Annotated in this window: 12 protein-coding genes; 10 read left to right on the top strand and 2 right to left on the bottom strand. The window is 57.0% G+C overall.

From position 1 onward, the window contains the following. Positions 1 to 845: 845 nt before the first annotated feature. From ACFE7X_RS20070 to ACFE7X_RS20025, 10 genes are all read left to right on the top strand, one after another. Positions 846 to 5,114 carry a beta strand repeat-containing protein gene (locus tag ACFE7X_RS20070; protein ID WP_375437476.1) on the top strand — a complete coding sequence of 1,423 codons (4,269 nt, stop codon included), beginning with the start codon at positions 846 to 848 and terminating at the stop codon, positions 5,112 to 5,114. A gap of 174 nt (positions 5,115 to 5,288) precedes the next feature. Beyond that, positions 5,289 to 6,278 carry an NAD(P)/FAD-dependent oxidoreductase gene (locus ACFE7X_RS20065; RefSeq protein ID WP_375437475.1) on the top strand — a complete coding sequence of 330 codons (990 nt, stop codon included), beginning with the start codon at positions 5,289 to 5,291 and terminating at the stop codon, positions 6,276 to 6,278. 112 nt (positions 6,279 to 6,390) lie between these two features. Next, positions 6,391 to 7,395, top strand: a complete 1,005-nt coding sequence (locus tag ACFE7X_RS20060) for an SDR family oxidoreductase (RefSeq protein ID WP_375437474.1) — start codon at positions 6,391 to 6,393, stop codon at positions 7,393 to 7,395. 69 nt (positions 7,396 to 7,464) lie between these two features. Continuing rightward, positions 7,465 to 8,994, top strand: coding sequence for a M20/M25/M40 family metallo-hydrolase (locus ACFE7X_RS20055; protein WP_375437473.1), 1,530 nt, complete (start codon positions 7,465 to 7,467; stop codon positions 8,992 to 8,994). A gap of 110 nt (positions 8,995 to 9,104) precedes the next feature. After that, entirely contained in the window at positions 9,105 to 9,707 is a 603-nt protein-coding gene (locus ACFE7X_RS20050) for a gluconate 2-dehydrogenase subunit 3 family protein (protein ID WP_375437472.1), read from the top strand. 126 nt (positions 9,708 to 9,833) lie between these two features. Further along, complete coding sequence (locus ACFE7X_RS20045; protein ID WP_375437471.1) at positions 9,834 to 11,510, top strand: GMC family oxidoreductase; 1,677 nt, start codon at positions 9,834 to 9,836, stop codon at positions 11,508 to 11,510. A gap of 188 nt (positions 11,511 to 11,698) precedes the next feature. After that, positions 11,699 to 13,033: a family 1 glycosylhydrolase gene (locus tag ACFE7X_RS20040; protein WP_375437470.1), complete on the top strand. Its 1,335-nt coding sequence runs from the start codon at positions 11,699 to 11,701 to the stop codon at positions 13,031 to 13,033. Positions 13,034 to 13,630: 597 nt separating this feature from the next. After that, a complete protein-coding gene (locus ACFE7X_RS20035) occupies positions 13,631 to 16,804 on the top strand; it encodes a fibronectin type III domain-containing protein (protein WP_375437469.1) in 3,174 nt (1,057 codons plus the stop codon). Positions 16,805 to 16,988: 184 nt separating this feature from the next. Continuing rightward, on the top strand, positions 16,989 to 17,765 hold the full coding sequence (locus tag ACFE7X_RS20030; protein WP_375437468.1) for an alpha/beta fold hydrolase: 777 nt from the start codon (positions 16,989 to 16,991) through the stop codon (positions 17,763 to 17,765). 31 nt (positions 17,766 to 17,796) lie between these two features. Further along, positions 17,797 to 18,645, top strand: coding sequence for an MIP/aquaporin family protein (locus ACFE7X_RS20025; protein WP_375437467.1), 849 nt, complete (start codon positions 17,797 to 17,799; stop codon positions 18,643 to 18,645). Positions 18,646 to 18,741: 96 nt separating this feature from the next. Here the strand turns inward: ACFE7X_RS20025 and ACFE7X_RS20020 are convergent, their stop codons facing one another. After that, positions 18,742 to 21,042, bottom strand: a complete 2,301-nt coding sequence (locus ACFE7X_RS20020) for a patatin-like phospholipase family protein (RefSeq protein ID WP_375437480.1) — start codon at positions 21,040 to 21,042, stop codon at positions 18,742 to 18,744. Between the two features lie 217 nt (positions 21,043 to 21,259). Next, the coding region (locus tag ACFE7X_RS20015) for a hypothetical protein (RefSeq protein WP_375437466.1) at positions 21,260 to 21,483 on the bottom strand (224 nt) is incomplete at its 5' end.

The raw sequence follows: 21,483 nt of genomic DNA, 5'->3' as shown, positions 1-21,483 counted from the left end.
TCTCGGAAGATCATCGGATGTATGTCCGTGTGAAAGCTAACGAATATCTATACTACGGTGTACATAGAATAAATAACGTAAACAACACTGGTCCGCAGCGTGACTTAACCCTCACACTAAGGTATGGGTCAGGTGTAGGAACAGTAGCACTGACCACAGTTCTGACCCGTAATACTGCTTCTACCAACCAATCCCTGTTAACTTCTCCTCAGACCGGGGTGATTGCCAATGCTGCCCAAAACCGATTTGGGCCTAGTATTACTGCGGGTGATGGCGGATATCCGGCAATTGTTTATCAGAATACTACTGGTGCTGATCAAGATTTTTACGTTGAATTCACTCAGGACACGGAGAGTACTTTACCCGAGATTGACCGTTTCTCAACCTATGATTTTTGGGATTTTACGGTTCGTACTACCAACACGGCAGCAGGCACAGAAAAGCTAGGTCGTTTATACTCCAAGCAATGGGCGTTTTCGGCGGGTGCTAATAACGGTGTGTTTTCTTCCACTTTCAGCATGTTCCCGTTGATTCCGAGTACTTCGGAACCCAATAAATTCTTCGTTAAAAAATATGACTTGGCAGGGATAAATCCACAAAATTTCTTTCGCTTTGTAAGTAACAGTAAAGGTACTTCTGCTACTGCTACAGATTTTACAACGTCGCGCAAGAGTCAGACAACGTTGTCTGATTACCCGGAATATAGCAGCTTCGTAAACGACCCCGACAATGCTATCTGGCCGAGTGCAATAGAGCCAACTTTCGCAGTGAATAATATAACATCGTACTGTGGAGGCGCCAACGGAGGATTAGTTTTTACTACCACTGCTTCTGAAGCAGGACAGTTGATCGTTACGCTTAACTTAGATGGGGTAGCTGGTTACCAGACGGGCGGCAGAGATGTTTTCATTGAGCGCAGCGTACCAGCCGGCAAGAGTTCAGTAGCTTGGAGTGGACTAGATGGGCTAGGAGCGGCTGTGGCACAAAACACTTCCATCGATATTGCTTTCAAGAGCAGTGTAGCGCCGCTAAACTTTCCTTCCATCGATGCCGAAAATAATCTTGACGGCTTTGTAGTGAATTCGGTTCGACCAAGCACAACTTTCAATCTGTTGTTTTGGGATGACTCTAATCTGAGCGCCACTCTTTTTCCAGCTTCTAATACCCGTGTAGAAGCTAATGGTCAGAATTCTAGTAGTGGTGTACACCGGTGGGGTGCCACTACAGGGGCTTTGTTGGATGCTGGCAACCAAATTACAATTAATACTTACACCTATGTTACTATAAATACGGCCGATCGGACGAATGTGTATACATTCATCTGCGACAAAGACGCTGATGCTGTGGCTGACAACGTGGATGTCGATAAAGACAACGATGGGATCACAGATACCAACGAAAGCGGCGGCGTAAATCCCATGACTCTAACGGCGGCTGGCGTACCCACCTACCTGGACGCTGTATATGTTAGTGCTACCTATGGCGCGTTTCGGGATGCCAACAACGATGGCATCAACGACATCTTCGACCTTGACCTCGACGGTATTCCCAACTTTTTGGACATTGATGCCGACAATGATGGTATTCCAGACACTATTGAAGCGAACGGTGGGGTAGCTCCTGCTGGCTATAACGCCTCGCTGTCTCGCTTTCCGAGCACTGCGGTTGGCACTAACGGTATGCCAGATGTGGCCGAAACGGCGGCTGGCAGTGGTATATCCAGGTTGCTTACGCCTAACACGGATGGCGTAGGTCGTGCCGACTTCCTGGATATTGATGCCGATAATGATGGCATCGTGGATAACGTAGAAGCGCAGCCTGGCGGGCACCGCGCACCAACCGGCACGGACACCGACGGCGACGGCCTCGACAACCGCTACGACCTAACGCCGGGCACCGGTATCACGGCCGGCGTGGCTGTATCGCCGCCTAACTCCGAACCGGGAACCGGAACGGATGCCATTGCGGACTATTTGGATACAAATTCGGACAATGACGGCCGCCTCGACGCGCTAGAAGGCTGGGACTTCAACAACGATGGTATAGCGGACGTGTTATACAGTGGTGTCGATGCTGATGGCGACGGCCTTGACGATGCGTACGATGTCGTCGTTTCCGTAGCTAGCTTTGATGCTACCAACGGTGGCAAGACGCCGGCATCGTATCCGGACGTGCAGAACCCCGGTGGCTCCCGGGACTGGCGCCAGAACACGCCGCCCGTTGCTATTAATGTCACGTCACAGCCCGTATCTAACGGTGCTGTTGCTACGGCCATTTCGGCCCTAGTCGGTACAGACCCCGACGGCCCGACTAGCGGCGCTAATCTGACTTACACGTTGGCAACAGCGCCAACGCTAGCACAGGGTGTGCTTACTTACCTCAATGCTGGTGGTACGCGCGTAACGGCCGCTGCCGGGTCAACCATAACGGCCGCTAACATTGGGTCACTGCAATTTGACCCGGCGCTTACATTTTCGGGTAACGTTACCTTTACCTATACCGCAACAGAATCGTCGGCTACGGGCGGGCAAGTGTCAAACACCGCCATGTATACGATTCCGGTAGGGCCAACCACAACGCTGTCGGGCACTATTTTCGACGACGTAAACTACGGTGGCGGTGCAGGGCGCACCCTGAATACGGCCATTACCAGCGCTGCCGGCTTCACGGCCGCTACTATAGGGCGCACGGGCGCTACTGTAGAGCTTTACGATGATCAGGGAAATTTCATCTCTACCACTACCAGCGGTGCCAACGGCGCATACCAGTTCACTGGTGTAGTAGGGGTTATTGGCGGAAAAGGGTATCAGGTGCGCGTAGTTACTTCTACTGTCACGCCGGCCCGAGCCATTACTGGAACAGCTACTACTCCTATTCTTGGAGTACAAACCCTAGCCCACACGGATGTCAACCGCGTTGGTGGTGAGGACCCGACGCTGGCCGATGCTCCCGCCCGTACAGCTGGCCAGACGCTAGCTGACCTGACCACTAGCACGGCTACGCCACAGTCTCTGGCTCCGGTAATTGTAAATGCTACCACTGCTGTATTACCTACGCCAGTAAATGGGGTAAACTTTGGCTTCAACTTCGACGCCATAACGAATACCAACGATTCGGGTGCCGGTTCGCTACGTCAATTCATCATCAATGCCAACGCCTTGGCTAACACCAACCTCAACCAAGTGGCAAACGCTACGCCAGCTACTGGTACTACGGCTGTTAATCCGGGTGCGGGTGTAGAAGTGGCCATCTTCATGATGAATGATGGCCGCACCACGGGTGCCCCAGCAGGTCTGCGCAATGACATGACGGCTCCGAGCGGATATAATGCGACCACCAAGCAGTTCACCATTACGCTGGCTTCCGCCCTACCAATTGTGTCGGGTGCCAACACGGCCATCAATGGTAAAGAGCAAACGGCCGTGACGGGCGACAATGTTGCGGCCAGTGCCGAAACGACGACCGGCCCGGAAGTGGTAATTGATTTCAATTCCTTCTCAGGCCTAGAAATTACGGGCGCATCTACCCGTATTGTTTCGTTGGGGGTTATGAATGCGACCGGCGATGGTGGTGTCACGCAGGGAGTTGGTATATTCTTGAACGGAGCCAATAACTCAACGATAACAGACGTGACTGCCACGGGCAATTTCTCAGGTGGAGTTCGACTGGATAACGCAGACATGACCACAATCACCACTAGCGTGGTACTAGGCTACCCTACACAAAATGCCAGCGCCGATGGTATTCTCTTAACGGGTGGTACTAACGGCATCACCATTACGGGCAACACGCTAAGCAACAACCGGGGTAGTGGTATAGAACTTCTAGCAGGTGCCAATAACGCTAACCTAATCAGTGGTAACACCATACGTAACAACAATACAGGTATCACTATCACGGTAGGCAGCAACAACCTATTCCGTCAAAATATCATAACCGGTAGCGGCGGCGACGGCATTCAGGCATCTAATGGCACCTCTGGTAACCGTTTTACCGAGAATAGCTTTTCAGCAAATGGCGGCCTGGGTTCCACAAATGGCTCCCTTGGCATTGACTTATCGAGTAACGCAAACGTCGGTGGTATATCGGCCAACGACAACACGGACGCGGATGCTGGTGCCAACGGCTTGCTAAACTTCCCAGTTATTATGCAGGTAGCCAACGACGGCACCAACTTGCGCTTCCTAGGATATGCACCTGCTAACTCGTTGGTGGAGTTTTTTGTGGCCGACGTGGCAGCGGCCGGTTTCGGGGAAGGTAACACCTTCCTGGTGGCCCGCACGGAAGGCTTGGCTGATGATACAGATAATGGTTTTGGCTACTATTCTGGGGCTATCTCCGGTGTAGATCAGGGCCGTGAGGATAATGTTTCCCGCTTCCTGTTCACTGTCCCACTTTCTAGCCTGACCGCTCCGCAGCTTGCGGCCCTAACGGCTACCGGTGCCCGCATCACGGCTACGGCCACTATCCTGAACACAATACCTAGTGGACTAATAGTAGGTAATACATCCGAGTTTTCGGGCAACACGGTAGTGAATGCAGGCCCGTTGCCAGTTGAGTTAAAAACCTTCGAAGCACAAGTGGTGAAAGGGAATGCCTTGCTGAACTGGAGCACGGCTTCAGAGAAGAACAACGACCGGTTTGAAATCGAGCGGAGCCTGAACGGCACCTCGTTCGAGAAGATCGGGACGGTACGCGGCCAGGGTACTACCCAAGCAAATACCACCTACGACTTCACGGATGCTGGCATCGGTACCAAAACGCAGGGTGTAGTTTACTACCGCCTGCGTCAGGTAGACACGGATGGTACGGCTTCTTACTCGCCAGTTCGTACGGTGCGCTTCGAGGCTCAAGCCGCAATTACGGCCAAGCTTAGCGTGTTCCCGAATCCAGCTACTGCCTCCGACCGTGTGGTAACGCTCGACCTGAGCACGCTGCCAAAAGGTACCTACCAGGCCTCGCTGATCAACGCTACCGGCCGCCTGATTGGCGCCTACTCGGTGGAAGGTGGTAGCAACAAAGAGGTTGATGTGCAGACGCTGCCAACTGGTACGTATATCGTAGTGGTGCGTGGCAACGGCCTGAACCTAAGCCAGCGCTTGGTCAAAGAATAGTAAGCAAGAATTAAGTGAGTAAGAAAAGCCCTGCCGGTATCCGGTAGGGCTTTTTTGTGTGCTGATGCGGTGCAGTGTCGCGGTGGAGCTTGAAGCAAATCTCGACCTCGGCGCCTAACATATCCTCTGCGTCAGAGGTATATGTACACTACTTTCCTTGTTGCCGCTTCCACTATGCCTGCTATAACCCCCGTCTCTGCTACCGTACCTCGTCCGCGTCGTCACCGGCCGCCGGCCGCCCCACTGCTCGACTACGATGTGGTGGTAATAGGAGCGGGCAGTGCCGGGTTAAGTGCCGCATTGGTACTAGGCCGTTGCCTACGGCGGGTATTGGTTTGCGACGGTGGTGCCCCTCGCAATGCTCCTTCGCCGGGCGTGCAGAGCTTTTTCACCCGCGACGGTATCAAGCCGGCCGATCTGCTGCGGCTCGGGCACGAGCAGCTACGGCCTTACACAACCGTCGAAGTGCGGACTGTGCGGGTAGTGAATCTGGAAGCGGTGCCGACTGGCTTTCAACTAACACTAGAGGGAGAATCGGGCCGGACCAGTATGTGCACCGCCCGAAAAGTGCTGCTTGCAACGGGCGTACAAGATGTGTTGCCAGACGTAGAAGGTATGCGAGAGTTGTGGGGCAGAGGGGTGCTTCATTGCCCGTATTGCCACGGTTGGGAAGTGCGCGACGAGCCATTGGCGGTGTTTGGCCACAGCAAAACGGTAACGGGGTTGGCTCTGCTCGTTAGTCGGTGGAGCAAGGACGTAATAGTTTGTACGGATGGTTCGACCAGCCTTACCAACAATGCCCTGCGCCGCTTGCGCCAACACGGTATCAAGGTGCGCCCAGAAAAGATCAGCCAGCTAGAAGGAACCAAGACCGGCAAGCTGAAGCACATTGTTTTCGAGAACGGGGAGAAACTGGCTCGAACGGCCGTTTTTATTCACCCGCATCAGCAGCAGCGTAGCCTATTGGCCGAGCAGTTGGGCTGCCGTTTCACCAAGAAAGGCGGCGTGTGGGTTGATAAGAATGCTCAAACTACCTTTCCTGGGTTGTACGCCGCCGGCGACGCCACACCCGGCACGCAGCAAGCTTTGCTAGCCGCAGCAAAAGGTGGGCAAGCGGCCATCTGCATCAACGAGCAACTAACGCGGGAGGAGTGCCCAAAATAGCAGACAAGGAGTAAGATGGAGTTAGGTCGGCGTTTAAGCTACGTCCAGTTCACGGCCAGCCGTAGTCCAGCTTTTTGCGTAGAGCAGAACCCAACCTCTACCGTACGACCTTATGGCTGCCAAGAAAGCTGCTGCTAAAGATTCTGCCGCAAAAGACGCCACCCCCAAGAAGCCTGCCGCCAACAAACCCACGGCCGTTACGCCCGCCGCCAAAAAAGCCGCGGCGGCTACCACGGCCCCCAAGCCAGTGAAGCGCCCCACGGCCAAAGACATGAAGCAGCACGCCGAGAAGCTGCCTTATCCGGCCAAGCAGGCGGATATGCAGTTGCAGCCCGGCATGAGCTTCAGTACCTACCGCGCCGCCAGCAAACTTCAGGATAAGATTGCGCTGGTAACCGGCTCCGATTCGGGTGTTGGGCGGGCGGTGGCGGTGGCCTTTGCTATGGAAGGAGCACACGTGGCCGTACTTTACAACGAGAATACCGTGGACGCCCAGGAAACCAAGCGCTTGGTGGAAGCGCAAGGTCGTCGCTGCATCCTGCTCCAGAGCGATGTGCGCGACCCCGAGCAGTGCAAGCAAGCCATCCGCCGCACCCGAGCCGAACTGGGTGGTTTGAACATTCTCGTCAACAATGCCGCCTTCCAAATGAGCGCCGAGAAGTTCGAGGACATCCCGGAAGAGCAAATCCGTCGCACCTTCGACACCAATATTCTTGGGTATATCTGGATGGCGCAGGCTGCCATTCCGCACTTACAGCAAGGTGACTGCATCATCAATACGGGCAGCATCGTGGGCTTGACTGGCATTCCGATTCTGGTGGATTATGCCTGCACCAAGTCGGCTATTCACGCCCTCACCAAGAGCCTCGCCACCTACCTCGGGGAAAAAGGAATTCGGGTGAACTGCGTGGTGCCGGGTCCGGTTTGGACGCCCAATATTCCGGGCACAATGCCCGCCGAGGAAATCGAGAAGTTCGGCTATGAGGTAGCACTAGCCCGCCCTGGTCAGCCCGAAGAACTGGCCCCGGCCTACGTGCTACTGGCTTCCCAAGACGGCTCGTTCATGACTGGTTCCCTCGTTCATGTAACGGGTGGCAAGATGAGTTCCGACCAGTAAAAGAACTGTTCGTTTCAGTTGCGGCACCTATCTTACCAGCAGTTGAGCATGTAAAGCTCAGCGCTTGGTATGAAAAAACGATACGCATCGAGTCTGATCCTACTGCTGGCGCTGGCGGGTTTTGGCGCGCCCGATGCTGCCGTGCAGAAAGTGCGGCAGTACCGGCAAGCGCACGAGTTGCCGCTGCTCACCGAGTACATGCAGTTTCTGGCCATCCCGAATGTGGCTGCCGACAGCGCCAACCTTCGCCAAACGGCCCGCTTCATTGTGGGCATGATGCAGAAACGGGGAATCCGGACGCAACTACTGCCGGCTACTACGCCCGGCGTGCCGCCTGTTGTATATGGCGAAGTGCGTACGCCCGGCGCCAAACGAACCATCGTTTTCTATGCTCACTATGATGGGCAGCCCGTGAATGCCGCCCAGTGGGCAGCGGGGCTCAGCCCGTTTCAACCGCAGCTGGCCAGCGCGGCACTAGCTCAAGGCGGCCAACTGCTCCCCATGGTCCGCGCCGGCCAAGCCATCAACCCCGACTGGCGCCTGTACGGGCGCAGCAGCTCCGACGACAAGGCCGGCGTAATGGCTATTCTGGCCGGCTACGAAGCCCTGAACCAGAGCAAGCTTAAGCCCGGCGTCAACATCAAGTTCTTTTTCGAGGGCGAAGAAGAGAAAGGCTCGCCCCACCTCAGCGAGATAGTGGAAGGCCACCGCGCCCTGCTGGCCTCCGACCTCTGGATTATCTGCGACGGGCCGGTGCACCAATCCGGGCAAAAACAGGTGGTGTTCGGCGCCCGCGGCGACGTGAACGTCAACCTCACGGTGTACGCCTCCAAACGCCCCTTGCACAGCGGCCACTACGGCAATTGGGCGCCCAACCCCGCCCTCGCCCTGGCGCAGTTGTTGGCCTCTATGAAAGACAGCACGGGCCGCGTTACGGTGGCGGGCTTCTATGATGATGTGGTGCCGCTGACTTCCACCGAACGGCAAGCTTTAGGCCGCGTGCCCAACCTCGATGCTACTATTCAGCAAGGTCTTGGCTTCGCCCGCCCCGATGGCAACGGGCAAACACTGAGTGAGTTAATCAATCAACCTTCGCTCAATATTAATGGGATGCGCAGCGCCAACGTCGGTGCCCAAGCCGCCAACGTTATTCCCACCACTGCCGAAGCCACCCTGGACTTGCGCCTGGTACTCGGCAATGACAGCAAGCGGCAAGTAGAGAAAGTAGTGCGTCATATTCAGAAGCAAAACTTCTTTGTGACCACGCAGGAGCCTACCGACGCCGAGCGGGCCCGCTACCCGCGCATCGTGCGGGTGGTGCCCGAAACCGGCTACAATGCCGAGCGCACGCCCATGGACTTGCCCATTGCCCGCGAAGTAGTAGCCGCCGTGCAGCGCACTTCCCTGCAACCAGTGGTCCAGGTGCCTACGTCTGGGGGCAGCTTGCCGCTCCACGTTTTCAAGAAGATAAACGCCGTAACGCTCACGGTACCAGTGGCGAACTACGACAACAACCAGCACGCCGAAAATGAAAACCTGCGTGTGGGCAACTTGTGGGACGGCCTCGAAACCATGGCCGCCATCATGCAATTGAAATAACTGTGGTAGCTCAACGGTAATCAGATAATATTTTCAGCCGGCAAGAAGATTTCCCTCGTAAGCGGTTAACAACTCGACAGTACCTATTGTGCTGTGTTAGCTGCTTTGTGATGTCTGCTCCCGTATATCCTTCCGGCACTGTCCGTGCGCTGTTGGCCACCAATCTGGTGACCGATGCTACCCGCGCGGCCCTACAAGCGCGCCTCGACGCACCAGTTCACGAGCCCGAATTCTTCGAGCCCCAGACGTATGCCTTGCTGCAAGCCGTAGCAGCCCGCCTCATCCCGCAGCCCGACCGGGTTGAACCCATCGACGTGGCTGGTGGCATTGACAAGCGCCTGACGGAAGGTAAAGCCGACGGCTGGCGCTACGACGCCATGCCCCCCGACCGGGAAGCTTACCGCTTGGGCTTGGGCGGCATCAACCAAGCCGCCCAAGCCCTGTTTCAACAGCCCTTCCTGGCCCTAACTGAAGCGCAGCAAGACGCAGTGCTTGAAGCCGTTGCTGCCGGCACCGCGCCCGGCGAGAACTGGCAGCAACTGCCCGTCGGCCGGTTTTTCGAGGAAATGCTGGCCGAGCTAACCGAGAACTACTATTCCCATCCGCTGGCGCAGGAAGAAATTGGCTACGTAGGCATGGCCGACGTGCCCGGCTGGACCCATATTCAGCCCAACAACCTAGAGCCCCGCGAACCCGAGGAAGTGAAAGAGTGAGGAGGGGAACCTGTGAAATGGTGCGGTTGCAATTCAGCCTGCGCGACTTGCTTACCCTGGACACCGCATTACCTCACCCTTCACCGCCTCACCCATTCACGTTCAATACCTCACAACTTCACACCTATGCCCGACGAAGAAGTTCTTGAAGAAGGCGTTCTGAATCCTATAAAGACCGAAATTCAGGACCCGCTTCTACAGGCTATCCTGGAAGATAACGGTAGCCTGCTAACTGCTCCTATTGAGCTGGAACAGCCCGCGCCGCTCGCCGATCCGGCAGAGGAGGTGGACTGCGTGGTGATCGGAACCGGAGCCGGCGGCGCGCCGCTGCTGGCCCGCTTGGCCATGGCCGGTCTGAAGGTGGTAGCCCTGGAAGCCGGTCCCCGCCGCAACCCCATCACCGACTACGCCACCGACGAAAAAGCCCAGGCGTTCCTGTTTTGGAACGATGAGCGCCTTTCCGCCGGTCAGAACCCCGTAGCCTTCGGCAACAACAACTCCGGCACCGGCGTGGGCGGCTCCACGCTGCACTACACCGCCTACACGCCCCGCGCCCAGGACGACGACCTGCACCTGCACCGCGACTTCGGGGTGGGAGTGGACTGGCCTTTCGGGCTTGATGAGCTAGAGCCCTATTACGACGAGCTAGAACAGTTTCTCGGGGTCTCGGGCCCGACGCCGTACCTGTGGGGCGCACCCCGCCGCAAAGGCTACCCGCTGGCGCCGCTGCCCCTCAACGGGGCGGCGTTGCTGATGCAGCAGGCGTGCGCGCAGTTGGGTATTCAAACTTCTCCGGCCGCCAATGCGGCCCTCTCGGCCCGCTATTACCAGGAAGGCATTGGGTGGCGCGAGGCATGCACCAACCGCGGCTTCTGCCAAGCCGGCTGCAACGTCGGTGCTAAGGCCAGCATGGACGTCACGTTCCTGCCGCTGGCCGAAGCGCACGGCGCCGAAATCCGAGCCGATGCGTTTGTAACCGAGATTGAGCGCGACGAGAAAGGCCGCGTAACGGGCGTGGTGTACGAGCAGTATGGCGTGACGGTGCGGCAGCGCTGCCGCCATCTGTTTCTGTGCGCCGGAGCTGTCGAAACGCCGCGCTTGCTGCTGCTCAACGAGTTGGCGCTTACCAGCGGGCAGGTCGGCAAGCACTTTATGGCGCATCCGGGCATGCAGGTGTGGGGGACTTTTTCCGAGGACATTCGGCCCTACAAAGGCATTCCGGGTGGCCTGATTTCCGAGGACACCCACCGACCCAAAGAAGCCGATTTTGCGGGTGGCTACCTGCTGCAAAGCATTGGGGTGATGCCCGTTACTTTCGCTTCCCAAATGGCGCGGGGCCGCAAACTCTGGGGCCAGCAACTGCGCGACTACATGCGCAACTACAACCACATTTCCGGCATCAACATCCTTGGCGACTGTCTGCCCCACGCCGACAACTTCTTGGAACTCGCCGACGAGAAAGATGCCCGCGGCCTGCCCAAACCGCGCCTGCACTTCACCGCTCAGGAAAACGAGTTGCGCATGAACGCCCACTCCGAGAAGCTGATGCGCGAGATTTGGACCGCCGCCGGTGCCACCGACCTTTGGTCTTTCGAGCGTTACGCCCACGTCATTGGCACGGCCCGCATGGGCCTAAGCGGCGACGATGCTGTAGTCAACCCTGATGGCCGCGCCTTCGACGTGCCCAACCTCTACATCTGTGATAACTCGGTGTTTCCAAGTGCCCTCAGCGTCAACCCGGCCCTCACCATCATGGCCCTCAGCTTGCGCACCGCCGACAAATTTCTGGCGGCCCTTGGGTAGTTAAAATGCTTAGTGTTACTAGGAACTGTCCTTCTGACGCAGGAGGAATCTGGGTGGAATCGTCAGACAAAATCACTCAGATTCCTCCTGCGTCAGAAGGACAGTTCCTGGTCGGACCGGCGCTTAGTGATACGGTCTTTTTTCTAATTGAATATAACGCTCTAAGCACGAGACACTAAGCATAAAAAATGAAATCTTTCCTGACCCACATCAAAAATCATTTCGGCGACGGAAGCTACGAGGGCGACGAGTTCGGCGGCGCGGCGGGGCACGATGGGAGCGGTTTGCCTACGGGGGCACCTGGCAATTTCATGTTTGCTACTGGTATCGAATGCTCATACCCTACCATTGCGGGTGGCACCATCCGGCGCGACTTGCTGGCCGAAACCGACCACTACAACCGCTACAAAGAAGACCTCGGCTTAGTGAAGGAAATGGGTTTGAAGGTGTTGCGCTACAACCTGCCGTACTACCTCATCCAAAAAGCGCCCGGCAAATACGATTGGGAGTTTGCCGACCAAGCCATGGCCGAAATGCAGCGCCTCGGTATCACCCCAATTCTGGACCTCATGCACTTCGGCGTGCCCGACTGGATCGGCAACTTCCAGAACCCCGAACTGCCGGTGTTCTTCGCGGAGTATTGCGGCGCGGTGGCCCGGCGCTACCCGTGGGTACGGTTCTACACGCCGGTCAATGAGATATATGTAACGGCCCGGGCTTCGGCCAAAGACGGCATCTGGAACGAGCAGCTCAAGGACGACCGCGCCTTCATTACGGCCATGAAGCACATTACGGCCGCGAGCATCATGGGCACTCAGCAGATAGCCAGGCACCGCCCCGACTGCGTGATTGTGCAGAGCGAATCGGCCGAATATATCCACGAAATGCGTGCCGTGCCCACGCCCGAAATCTGCCTCACCAACAAGCTCCGGTTTCTGTCCCTGGACTTGCTATACGCCCACCCGCTCGATTCGGAAGTGCTGCTTTACTGCCTCGACAACGGCATGACCCGCCAGGAACTCGACTGGTTTATGGCCGGCGAGCCACCCGGCTATCAGGTGATGGGCAACGACTACTACGGCCGCAACGAGCGGATTATCAAGCCCGATGGCACCTTTTGCCAGGCCGAAGATGTGCTCGGCTGGTACACCATGACGCGCCAATACTACGAGCGGTACCGCAAGCCCGTCATGCATACCGAAACCAACACCTTTGACGCCAAAGATGCCGAATGCTGGCTCTGGAAGCAGTGGGTGAACGTGATGCGCATCCGGCAAGACGGTATTCCGGTCATCGGCTTCACTTGGTATTCCTTGCTCGACCAGCTGGACTGGGATATTTCGCTGGCCGAAAAGCGCCTCACCGTCAATGCCTGCGGCCTCTACGACCTCGACCGTAAAATCAGGCCAGTGGGGGAGAGCTACAAGATGCTGATCCGTGAATTCGGGCAAATAACCATGGTGCCCTATGCCGAAATGTTTGCCATCAACAGCCAACCCGCCGTGCTGAAAGTGAAGGTGTAAGCTTTATATCCACTTCGCGAACGGCACGCTTGCGGTACGCCTTGCTGTAGCGCATGGAGGTGCAGGACCGTTTTCTTTTCACTTGAATTATGTGGGTTAAAGATGTTCAACGAACATTACGCAACCTGCTGCTATCGTAATTCCGCTTAGCTCTGCCATTCGGCTGGAGTGCAACTCTGCTTCTGCTGGACCTTTGTGCACGCAGCTCCTAAGCTTGCGGGTGGTCATTGCTGCCGGGCCGGTTTCAATTGTAACGGTCGGCGAAAAGGGCGTTTAGCTCCTGAGCGGGTTCACCAACGATTTTGTTTTCTGTAGGCCGTCGGACAAGTTGGGGAAGTAGTTCGGGTCTAACAGGTATTTGCTCGCAGAAAGCACCAAGCAAATGCTGCTTTAGAACAGACGTGGCGGGTAGTACTTATTGCATAAAATATTATATATTGATTGACACTACTACAAACAACTAGCTATTTGTATTAAATTAATACAATAAATAGTTTTTTGAGTGCTATATAGAGGCAGTTGTGTTAAAAGATAGTGTTGGGTGTGCCATTGCTGGGTTTGGGTTGATTCCTTTTTCTTCACTTTTATTTTTCTCGCATGAGAGCAAAACTTTACTCTTTCATTTCCTGGGTACCAGACAGACTTCGGTCACGGCTAGCGGCACTGGCCGTAGCACTGCTGCTTGCGCCTAGCGCTTGGGCACAGATTGAAGTTCCGGCCGGCAATGTTGATACGGGCAATAATGGGCGCAAGCCTTTTGGTACCTGGTTTGGCTATGAGCGCAGCGCCATGATTTATACCGCCGCCGAAATTGGGACGAGCGGCAATCTAACTCGCATCGGCTTCTACCTGAACGCGGCGAATGCACACGGTGCGGCGCCAACCAAAATCTACCTCAAAACGGTAAGTAATGCCACCTTCGCGGCCGCCACCACGGTGGCTACCGAAGAAACGGGCGCCACGCTAGTGTACGACGCTACCATTCCAGCGTCTTCGTTTACCGCCAACACTTGGGTAAGCGTGCCCCTGACCGCGCCTTTTGCTTACAATGGTACCTCCAACCTAGAGGTAATTGTGGAAACCAACGCCACCGGAGCCGGCAATGAAGAAAGCAACGGTAAAGTTTTTCGCTATTCTTCAACGGGCACCGGTAATAGCAGAACTCAGTTCTGGCAAACAGATACTGCGCCGCCAGCCGGTACCGGCGCACTAGGCCTCTTGCGGCCCAACATTCAACTCACGGGCCTTGCCCCTTTGGCTTGCGCGCCCATATCATCCTTGAATGTAAACAACATCACGACCACCTCGGCGCAGTTCAGCTTTACGCCCAGCGCTACCAGCACCAGCTACACCGTAACCTACACGCCCGCTGGCGGCACGGCTACCACCATAACGCCGGCTCCCACGGGTTCCCCCCTCAACCTTACTGGCCTAACGCTTAATACTGCGTACACGCTAAGTGTTACAAGCAATTGCGCGGGAAGCACTACTTCGCCGGTAGTTACTACCACGTTCACAACGCTTGCCGTAGCCAACGACAACCCCGCGGGAGCTGTTGCGCTGCCTATTTCCGCCACCTGCGTGCCTACCAGTGGCACCAATGTGGGGGCTACTACCACGGCACCCAATGGCTACGCCAACCCTGGGACTGCCCCCAACACCTGTGGTATCGCCACTAGTCCGCGGGATGTATGGTATACCTTCACAACGGCCGCCAGTGGTGCGGGCAGCACCGCCGCTAGCCTAGAAGTAACGGGTAATTCGGCCGGCTACATTCGCGTGTTTTCTTCCGCGAGCGGAGTTGCAGGGCCTTTCACGGAAGTGGCTTGTGCCTCTGGCGGAGCCAACAATACGGTCTCACTTCCACTGAATCTGACGGGTCTCACGGCCAACACCACCTATTATGTGGCCGTGTCAGGTTACGGCTCTGCCGACACGACGGGGCCTTTCACTATTTGCGTAAGCAGCACACCAGTAGCCATATGTGCTCCGCCTCTGGCCGTGTCGGTTAACAACATCACGACCACATCAGCCAACTTAGTGTTCACGCCCCGACCTGGCAATACCAGCTACACCGTGACCTACTACCCAACGGCCACGCCGGCCATGACGACGACCATAACGCCGACCCCAACTGCCTCGCCCGTGCCACTTACTGGTCTTACGGTCGCTACGGCCTACACCGTAACGCTGCAAGCCGTTTGCGCAGCCGGTGGTACCACGGCGGCCATCACCCGAACGTTCACCACGTCGCCGCCGCCGCCCGCCAACGACGATTGCGCCAATGCCACGGTACTGGCTACTACCGCTACGTGCGCCTCTACCACCACCTCCAATGCAGGGGCTACCGCTTCCACGGGTGTGCCAGCCCCCAACTCGACGAGTACCGGCTGCTTTACACCCACTACGCCCGTCAGCAACGACGTCTGGTACAGCCTGGTAGTGCCCGCTTCCGGTGGAGTAACCGTCACGACCAGCGCCGCAACGAATTCGCTGGTGGATGATACTGGCTTGATTTTGTATACGGGTGCCTGCGGCGCGCTTACGGAAGTGGCTTGTAGTGACGATATTAGTGCTACCGACTTCTTTTCGAGTGCCCGGGCAGTTGGTCTTACGCCGGGAACTACAATCTACGTTCGGGTATGGAGCTTCGGGACTACGCCTACGGGCCAGTTTGGTATTTGCGCCGTGCCTACTATCGCCAATGATGCGGCGGTTCAAATCATTTACTCGGTGAGCAAAGCTCCCGTATCGGCTCCGCAAGTGATTCAGGCTGTCATCCGCAATGCTGGTTCAACTGCGCTAGCCAATGTGCCCGTCATCCTCACTGTGACAGGCTCCTCGCCGTTCACGAATGGTAAGATAGTTCCGGCCTTGGCCGCGGGTGCGTCCACCACAGTATCGTTCGATCCTTACACCCCAGCGGCTACGGGCAGCAACACCGTGACGGTAACGGTACCAGACGACGGCTTGAACACCAATAATTCGCAGACTTCCACAACGCTTGTTACGGCCAACAGCTTGTCTTATTACAATGATGGCCAGCCCACTACAACAAGCGTAAGCGTTTCGAGCACAACGCCGGGCGGCACGCTGGCGGTTAAACATGTCATCAACGCCCCTGCTCCCATCAGCGAAGTTAAGTTGACTTTCCTGGCAAGTGCCGCCACTACGTCAACCTACCAAGTGGTGGTGCTGAATGCCACGACAACGGGCCAGCCGGGTGCCGTGGTTTTCACGTCGCCAACGCTGAACAAGCCAACTACCGCCAGCATTGTCACGGTGCCCGTAACGAATACGACCGTGAACGGTACCTTCTTCGTTGGCTTGAAGGAGGTTTCGGGCGGCGTGGGTATTGCGTATCAAGTGGAAGACCCCCTGCGCCCCAACACGTACTTCTACCAGACGTCCGCTACTGGCCCGTGGGCTGATGTAAGCACCACCACCTTGAAAACTCGTTTGGGCATAGAGGTGGGTTTCGGTGCGCGGGTGCTGTCGGCGCGTAGTGCCGCATTAGCGCAGGCTATAGCCCTGTATCCCAATCCGGCGCGCCAAGCCTTCACGTTGCGTTTGCCCGCCATAGCCGGCCAGCACACGGCCAAGCTGACGCTCATCAATACGCTGGGCCAACAAGTGCAGACCCGCACGGTGCAGCTCGGCGCCAATGGCACGGCAACGCAGGTGGATGTAAGTGGCCTCGCAACGGGCCTCTACACGCTGCAAATACAAACCTCCGACCAGGTAGCCACCAAGCAAGTGGTGGTGGAATAGCGGAAAAAGGAACCGGACAAGTAGATAGTGGTCTGGGCTGTTCCTTAACCTTAAAAAAAGCCCGGCTTGTTTAAAGCCGGGCTTTTTTATGTTCAGATCGGTAAGAAAACCACGGGCTGCGTATGCTCTCATATAGTCGTTACAAGCTGGCAGTCAATTGCCTTGTGCTCCTCTTTGCCTTCCTATGCTACTCCCTGCCTCTTCTCGTGCGCCCGATACTGCCCCGCTTACCTTCGTGTGTTTGCACTACTGGGCCGGCTCGGGCAAGGAGTGGCAGACCGTAGCGGAACTCTTAGCGCCAGACTACCAGGTGCTAGCTCCCGACCTGGGTGGTTTTGGTAGCGCACTGGCTCCAACAGGAGGCTTCACGGTTGACGCCTATGCCGACCAGATACTAGAACAAATAGCAGCGCAGCAACTCCAACAGTACGTGCTGGTCGGGCACAGCATGGGCGGCAAGATTGCCTTGGCGCTAGCCGTCCGGCAGCCCGTTGGGCTAGTAGGAGTGGCATTGCTGAGTCCCGCGCCGCCCACGCCCGAACCCATGACCGAGGAAGACCGGCAAGGCAGCCTGCGAGCCTACGGGCAGCGCTTAGAAGCTGAAAAAACGTTGCATAAAATCACGGCCCGGACGCTACCCGCCGCGGTGCAGCAGCAAATAGTTGCCGACAACCTGCGTAGTAGCAAGGCTGCCTGGAATGCTTGGTTACTACACGGCAGCCGCGAAAACATAGCTGCCCGGCTAGGCCACCTGCGCGTGCCCTGCACCCTGCTCGCCGGCGACCGAGACGCGGTACTGTCGCCATCGGTACACGGACTCGAAACCTTGCCTTTGCTACCCGAAGGCACGCGCCTGGAAATTGTGGGTGGGGCCGGCCATCTGCTGCCCTATGAAGCGCCCGAAGAGGTAGCCGTGCTACTACGAAGCTTTGCGCAGCAACTTCTTAAAGTTGCAAACTAACTTGTTGGCAAGCGGCTTCGTTGGAAGAAAGGTGCGTGAACCTCAGCAAACAGTAACATTCCTGGGCCGACTAGCGGTGGCGTGGCGGCAGCACTGGCCCCACTACGTGGCCGAAGCCCTCGGACTGGCTTTCTTTATTACCTGCGCCAGCTTGCTCACCGTGTTGGTGGAACATCCTGCCTCACCGGTTCGGCAGGCCCTACCCGACTCGGTACTGCGGCGCGGCCTGCTGGGGGTGGCCATGCTGTTGGTTGTGGTGTGCATCGTATATAATCCGTGGGGCAAACGTTCGGGGGCACACATCAACCCGGCCGTAACGCTAGCCTTTTGGCAATTAGGCAAAGTGCGCCTTCCCGATGCCGTCTGGTACGTGGTGGCTCAAGTTGTGGGAGCAATTATGGCCGCGCAGCTTATGGCTCTGGTGCTGGGCCCCCTCTACGCCCATCCGGCCGTGAAGTACGCTGTAACGCAGCCCATGCCGAAACCCGGAGGCGAGGCGCTGGCTTTTGCCGCCGAATTCAGTATATCCTTTATTTTGATGCTGGTGATGCTGAGCGCTCTGCATTCCCACAAGCTGAAGAAGCTCACGGGCTGGCTGTTAGGCATACTCATTGCGCTTTATATCTTGGTCGAGACGCCCTACTCGGGTATGAGTTTAAACCCCGCACGCAGCCTTGGCACGGCTCTGGCAGCCAACAGTTACCGTGGCCTATGGCTGTATTGGGTGGCCCCGCCCCTGGCCATGTGGCTGGCAACGGTGCTGTTCCGGCGCTTCTACCACGGCGAAGACCTGGACTGCGCTGTCCTGGCTGGTTGCGGCCCCGGCACTTCTTCGCCTCACTCTCCCGAAGCCGAACCGCCCCAGTATCCGGATGAGTGAGATGCCGTGGTGAAGTTGTGGCTTTTTGAGCTTGCTATTCTGGCCGCGCAATTCGCGCAGGTGCAATGCTGAATCTGCCACTCCCCACCGTACCACTTAGTTCAAGGCTCTTTCGCGGAACAGGACGTAGCCGATGTGGGCGAATACACCGAATTTATGGTCAGCGTCGTCGTAGTGGATGAACTGGAGCGAAGCCGGACCCACTGGGGTTTGGTAGACGAAACCCGTCATGGCGGTGAGGTAAGGTCGGCTGAAGGTGCCACGGGTTGCGAGCAACGGATTGGTCTCTAACCGTTCATACGGGCGGAACAGGGCGTGGGCATACACCTCGGTGCGCCATTCCAGTGAGCCAACTACCGCTCTGATGTAGCGCAAGCCCACGGCTGCGTACGTCGTGCTTCGGTAACGGTCCAGAAACAATGTGCGAGAGTCGGGGAGAGGCAGGAAGGCAGGCGCCGAGGTGAGCGACGAGCGGTAGGTGGAAAACCGGCCCTGGGTGGAAGCCACCGCATCCACGGTGTACCCCCAGGCGTGCACGCGGCGACCCACCGAATCCGTTTTGTGGAAGGTGAAGTACTGCTCAGTGTAGAAGCGCGCTTGCAGCCACTGGTGGTCTTTGGTGCGGGCCCCCAATCCCGCCGCGGTGGAGCCGGGTATGTATTCTTCTTCCCCTAGTACGCCCCGCAGTTTCACCTCGGCCCGCCGGCCACCTACGGCATACTGCCGCCGGTTCAGAGAGTTGCGTTGAAACTCAAGCGTTCCGGTCAGGCCCTTCTTCATGCGGCTCTGGTCCAGATCGGCACCGCTGCTGATTTCGTTGGTATTGGCAAACCGGTCGCGGGTGGTGAATAAGCTTCCGCCCAAAATGAACCGGCTGCGGTAGTTGGGGCTGTAACCCACCACAAAACCCGTTCTCAGGTCGCGCTGCTGCAACTGCGTATTCTGGGCGGTACTGCCCAGCAAAACGCCTGTGTCCTGGTAGTTGAAATTGTTGAAGGTGATGATAGGCTCGAAATAAAAGGGCGCATTGCCGGGAACACTGATCCGAAACGAACCCTGCGCTCCGTTGTAGAAACGCCCGATGGTGGCATCGGCTTGCACCGTGTACAGCAAGCGGTTGAGGTAGCGGTACGCCCCGCCCAGGTAAAAATTGCTCATCGAGCGCGACGACAGCAACACGCCCAAGTCGGTGGTGAGGTTGCTGTTTTGGCGGGCATCCAGGCTCATCACGTACCCCCCGAGCTTGCTGTCGTAGCGCACCCGCGGGTACACATTGTTGAAGAAGTCGTTGTTAACTAGGCGGTAGTAGCCTTCCTCTACATCGCCGGGCGAGTAGCTGGAGCCGCTGCGCTGAAAAAACCGGCGGATAAATTCTTGCTGCTGGCGCGGCACGCCTTGCACCCGTATCTCCTTGAATTCGGGCCGGGGCGCCTGCTCCTGAAACGCGCGTCGGCGCTGCTGCAAGGCCAGCGTATCCTCGCGCCGCGGAATTCGGCTCAGCAACTCGTCGAGCTTCTTCTCCGTGGCTTGCTTGCCCAGCAGTAGCAGTTGGTTCACCTTGTTGAAATCACCCGCGGTATACCCGTCCAGATTGGGTTGAATGAAAACCCCGTTTTTACCGACCGAAGTGGTATCGGCGCCGTTGAAGCCCACGAACAGCAGCGTGTTGGTAAGCAGTGCGTCGTCTTGCTCTTTGGGATATTTGTTGAAAGCCACGTCGCCGACGTTTACCCCGATAATGATGTCGGGTTTGAATTCATCCCGCATGACATCGGTAGGAAAGTTGTCAACCACTGCCCCGTCGAAGAGGTAACGGCCATCGGGCTGCCGAATGGGGCGAAACGCCAGGGGGAAAGCCATGGAATTGCGAACGGCATCGGACAACGAGCCGTCGCGCTGCACCACTTTCTCGCGCGTAAACACCTCCGAAGCCACGCTGCGGTAGGGCACCAACAGTTTATCGAAGTTGTAGCCGGAAACAGCGCCGGCCGGGGCGAGCATGGTGGCTAACACGTAGTTAAGGGTCACGTCGTCAACGAGTTTAGGCGTCACGCGGGCCTTCAGCGTCGAGTCGATGGCCAGGCGCAGGTGCAACGCGGCGGGGTCGTAGTCGCTGTCGTAGTAGTTGTACACCTTGCCTTCCAGCGGCTCGCCCGACACCCAATTCTGAAACTCGGGCCGAAGCACAATCTCCTTTATCTCGCGGGGCGAGTAGCCGGCCGCATACATGCCCCCCACAATGGCCCCCATACTCGTCCCAACGATGTAGTCGATGGGAATGCGGTTCTTTTCCAGCACTTCCAGTACTCCCACGTGGGCTAGCCCTTTGGCGCCCCCGCCGCTGAGTACCAAGCCTACTTTTTGCGCCTGCGCCGCCGGGCCACTTACAAGTAGCATCAACAGTAAAAATTCAAGGATACGGCGACTTCTTCGCATAAAATCAAGTGAGTAAGCTCCACCTTACGGCGGCGCGTTTCCTACGCAGCCCTCAACGACAAGTTGCGCCCGTAGTGAAGCGTGAGGCCCGGTGAAATAAGATAAGAACAACGAAACCTGACTACCAGCCGGCTAGCCAGGGTAGGTTAGTTTAAACGCCCGTCTTAGCTCGGATGGTTCATGGGGCCAGCCAGGTACCCAAAGGGCCCGGTAAGTTGCGAAGCACCGTGAATAGAAAGGTGAAAGTTACTACGCTCCAGCCAAACCAGGGCCGGTACAGAAACGAGCTGCGGCGCGGATACTTTGTGAGCCACCCGCGCAGTTCTTCTACTGCCCCAACTACAAGAATAGGAGTAGCTACCGTCGCCAGCAAGTTGAACCCCAGGGCCTGCTCGATGTGGC

Origin of the sequence: uncultured Hymenobacter sp. (genome assembly GCF_964242765.1) — a bacterium.
In the GTDB taxonomy this organism is placed as follows: Bacteria; Bacteroidota; Bacteroidia; order Cytophagales; family Hymenobacteraceae; genus Hymenobacter.
Note: the sequence above shows the minus strand (reverse complement) of the source record. Positions and strands in the feature narration are given on the sequence as shown.

Bases quoted from the DNA above. Each gene is read 5' to 3' on its own strand.
- ACFE7X_RS20065 (WP_375437475.1), top strand. From the start codon at position 5,289: ATGCCTGCTATAACCCCCGTCTCTGCTACCGTACCTCGTCCGCGTCGT.
- ACFE7X_RS20060 (WP_375437474.1), top strand. From the start codon at position 6,391: ATGGCTGCCAAGAAAGCTGCTGCTAAAGATTCTGCCGCAAAAGACGCC.
- ACFE7X_RS20055 (WP_375437473.1), top strand. From the start codon at position 7,465: ATGAAAAAACGATACGCATCGAGTCTGATCCTACTGCTGGCGCTGGCG.
- ACFE7X_RS20050 (WP_375437472.1), top strand. From the start codon at position 9,105: ATGTCTGCTCCCGTATATCCTTCCGGCACTGTCCGTGCGCTGTTGGCC.
- ACFE7X_RS20045 (WP_375437471.1), top strand. From the start codon at position 9,834: ATGCCCGACGAAGAAGTTCTTGAAGAAGGCGTTCTGAATCCTATAAAG.
- ACFE7X_RS20040 (WP_375437470.1), top strand. From the start codon at position 11,699: ATGAAATCTTTCCTGACCCACATCAAAAATCATTTCGGCGACGGAAGC.
- ACFE7X_RS20035 (WP_375437469.1), top strand. From the start codon at position 13,631: ATGAGAGCAAAACTTTACTCTTTCATTTCCTGGGTACCAGACAGACTT.
- ACFE7X_RS20030 (WP_375437468.1), top strand. From the start codon at position 16,989: ATGCTACTCCCTGCCTCTTCTCGTGCGCCCGATACTGCCCCGCTTACC.
- ACFE7X_RS20020 (WP_375437480.1), bottom strand. From the start codon at position 21,042: ATGCTACTTGTAAGTGGCCCGGCGGCGCAGGCGCAAAAAGTAGGCTTG.